Source organism: Acidobacteriota bacterium (genome assembly GCA_009838525.1).
Lineage (GTDB): Bacteria > Acidobacteriota > Vicinamibacteria > Vicinamibacterales > UBA8438 > VXRJ01.
Genome location: VXRJ01000004.1, coordinates 1 through 2500 on the forward strand (window position 1 = coordinate 1; position 2500 = coordinate 2500).

Annotated in this window: 1 rRNA gene (cut by a window edge); it reads right to left on the reverse strand. The window is 58.3% G+C overall.

Annotated elements, in window-relative coordinates:
• Positions 1 to 2500, reverse strand: a 23S ribosomal RNA gene (locus tag F4Y45_00730) (its annotated part continues 44 nt past the right edge of the window); the annotation flags it as partial.

Genomic DNA, 2500 nt, shown 5'->3' on the forward strand with positions numbered 1-2500 from the left:
AGCCTGTTATCCCCGGCGTACCTTTTATCCGTTGAGCGATGGCCCTTCCATGCGGAGCCACCGGATCACTAAGGCCTGGTTTCCCATCTGCTCGACGTGTCTGTCTCGCAGTCAAGCTCGCTTCTGCCTTTGCACTCTACGGCTGATTTCCAAACAGCCTGAGCGAACCTTCGCGCGCCTCCGTTACAGTTTGGGAGGCGACCGCCCCAGTCAAACTACCCACCAAGCAATGTCCCTGGCCTGGATTCACAGGCCGAGGTTAGAACACCGAAATGCTAAGGGTGGTATCTCACCGACGACTCCCCCGACCCCGAGAGGCCGGGTTCAAAGTCTCCCACCTATCCTGCGCATAACACACCAGCATTCACTACTAAGCTGTAGTAAAGGTGCACGGGGTCTTTCCGTCTTACCACGGGCAACCGGCGTCTTCACCGGTACCACAATTTCGCAGTGCCCCTCGTCGAGACAGCGCCCAGATCGTTGCGCCATTCGTGCAGGTCGGAACTTACCCGACAAGGAATTTCGCTACCTTAGGACCGTTATAGTTACGGCCGCCGTTTACCGGGGCTTCAGTTCAGAGCTTCGCTTGCGCTAACTCCTCCCTTTAACCTTCCGGCACCGGGCAGGCGTCAGACCCTATACGTCGTTTTCGACTTGGCAGAGTCCTGTGTTTTTAGTAAACAGTCGCCTGGGCCTCTTTATTGCAACTCCCTCCCGCTCACCGGGCGTGCCGGATCACGGGCGGGAGCACCCCTTCTCCCGAAGTTACGGGGCGAGTTTGCCGAGTTCCTAGACGAGGGTTCTCACTCGCGCCTTGGGATGTTCTCCCTGCCTACCTGTGTCGGTTTACGGTACGGGTACCTGAATCGTTGACCCTTAGAGGATTTTCTCGGCAGCATGGCAGCACCCACTTTGCGACCTTGCGGTCTCGCCATGGCACCTCGGGGTTACGAGCCACCGGATTTGCCGGGTGGCTCCCCCTACATGCCTGAACCTGCACTTCCAATCGCAGGCTGGGCTGGCCTTCTGCGTCCCCCCATCGGTGGATTCAGGTAGTTCCGGAATGTTGACCGGATGTCCATCCGCTACGCCTTGCGGCCTCACGTTAGGACCCGACTGACCCTGAGCGGACGAACCTTCCTCAGGAAACCTTAGGCTTTCGGCGGAGTGGATTCTCACCACTCTTATCGCTACTCATGCCGGCAGGGTCACTTCTCTGCGCTCCAGCGGTTCTCACGATCCGCCTTCACTGCCCAGAGAACGCTCCTCTACCACTTGCCGGACCCCGAAGGATCCGGCCAATCTACGGCTTCGGTACTGTGCTTGAGCCCCGTTGAATTGTCGGTCCAGAGCCGCTTGACCAGTGAGCTGTTACGCTTTCTTTAAAGGATGGCTGCTTCTAAGCCAACCTCCTGGTTGTCTCGGCGTCCCCAGTTCCTTTCCCACTTAGCACAGATTTCGGGACCTTAGCCGGTAGGCTGGGCTGTTTCCCTTTCGACCCTGAAGCTTAGCCCCCAGAGTCTCACTCCCGGGATGCGAGTCGTCGGCATTCGAAGTTTGGTTGGATTCAGTAAGATTGTGGTCCCCCTAGTCCATCCAGAGCCCTACCGCCGACGCCGACCTCCCGAGGCTGCTCCTAAAAGCATTTCGAGGAGAACGGGCCATCACGAGGTTTGATTAGCCTTTCACCCCTACCCTCAGCTCATCCAAGCCGTTTTCAACCGACACTGGTTCGGGCCTCCACGTGGTGTTACCCACGCTTCACCCTGGCCAAGGGTAGATCACCTCGTTTCGCGTCTACTCCCCGCGACTGGACGCCCGTTTCGGACTCGCTTTCGCTGCGGCTCGCGTATCGCTTAACCTTGCCACGAAGAGTAACTAGCCGGCTCATTATGCAAAAGGCACGTGGTCAGGCGTTGGCCGGCGAACCGGCCCATAGCCCTCCCACTGCTTGTAGGCATACGGTTTCAGGTACTATTTCACTCCCCTAACAGGGGTTCTTTTCACCTTTCCCTCACGGTACTGGTTCACTATCGGTCGCCAGGGAGTATTTAGCCTTGGGAGATGGTCCTCCCGGATTCACGCGGGATTCCCCGTGTCCCGCGATACTCAGGAACCTGCCCAGCGAGCCAGCGCCCTTTCGTCTACCGGGCTGTCACCGTCTATGGCCGATCGTTCCAGATCGTTCGACTAGAGCACTGGTTGGTAACTCGCCGGCCTTGCGGCCGGGCAGGCCCTACAACCCCGGCATGCAAGCACACCGGTTTGGGCTGGTCCGCGTTCGCTCGCCGCTACTAGCGGAATCACTATTGTTTTCTGTTCCTGCAGGTACTGAGATGGTTCACTTCCCTGCGTTGTCTTCGACGGCCTATGGATTCAGCCGCCGATACCCAGGCATGACCCCGGGTGGGTTTCCCCATTCGGAAATCTCCGGATCAACGTTCGTTTGCAACTCACCGAAGCTTATCGCAGCTTGCCACGTCCTTCATCGACTCCTGGC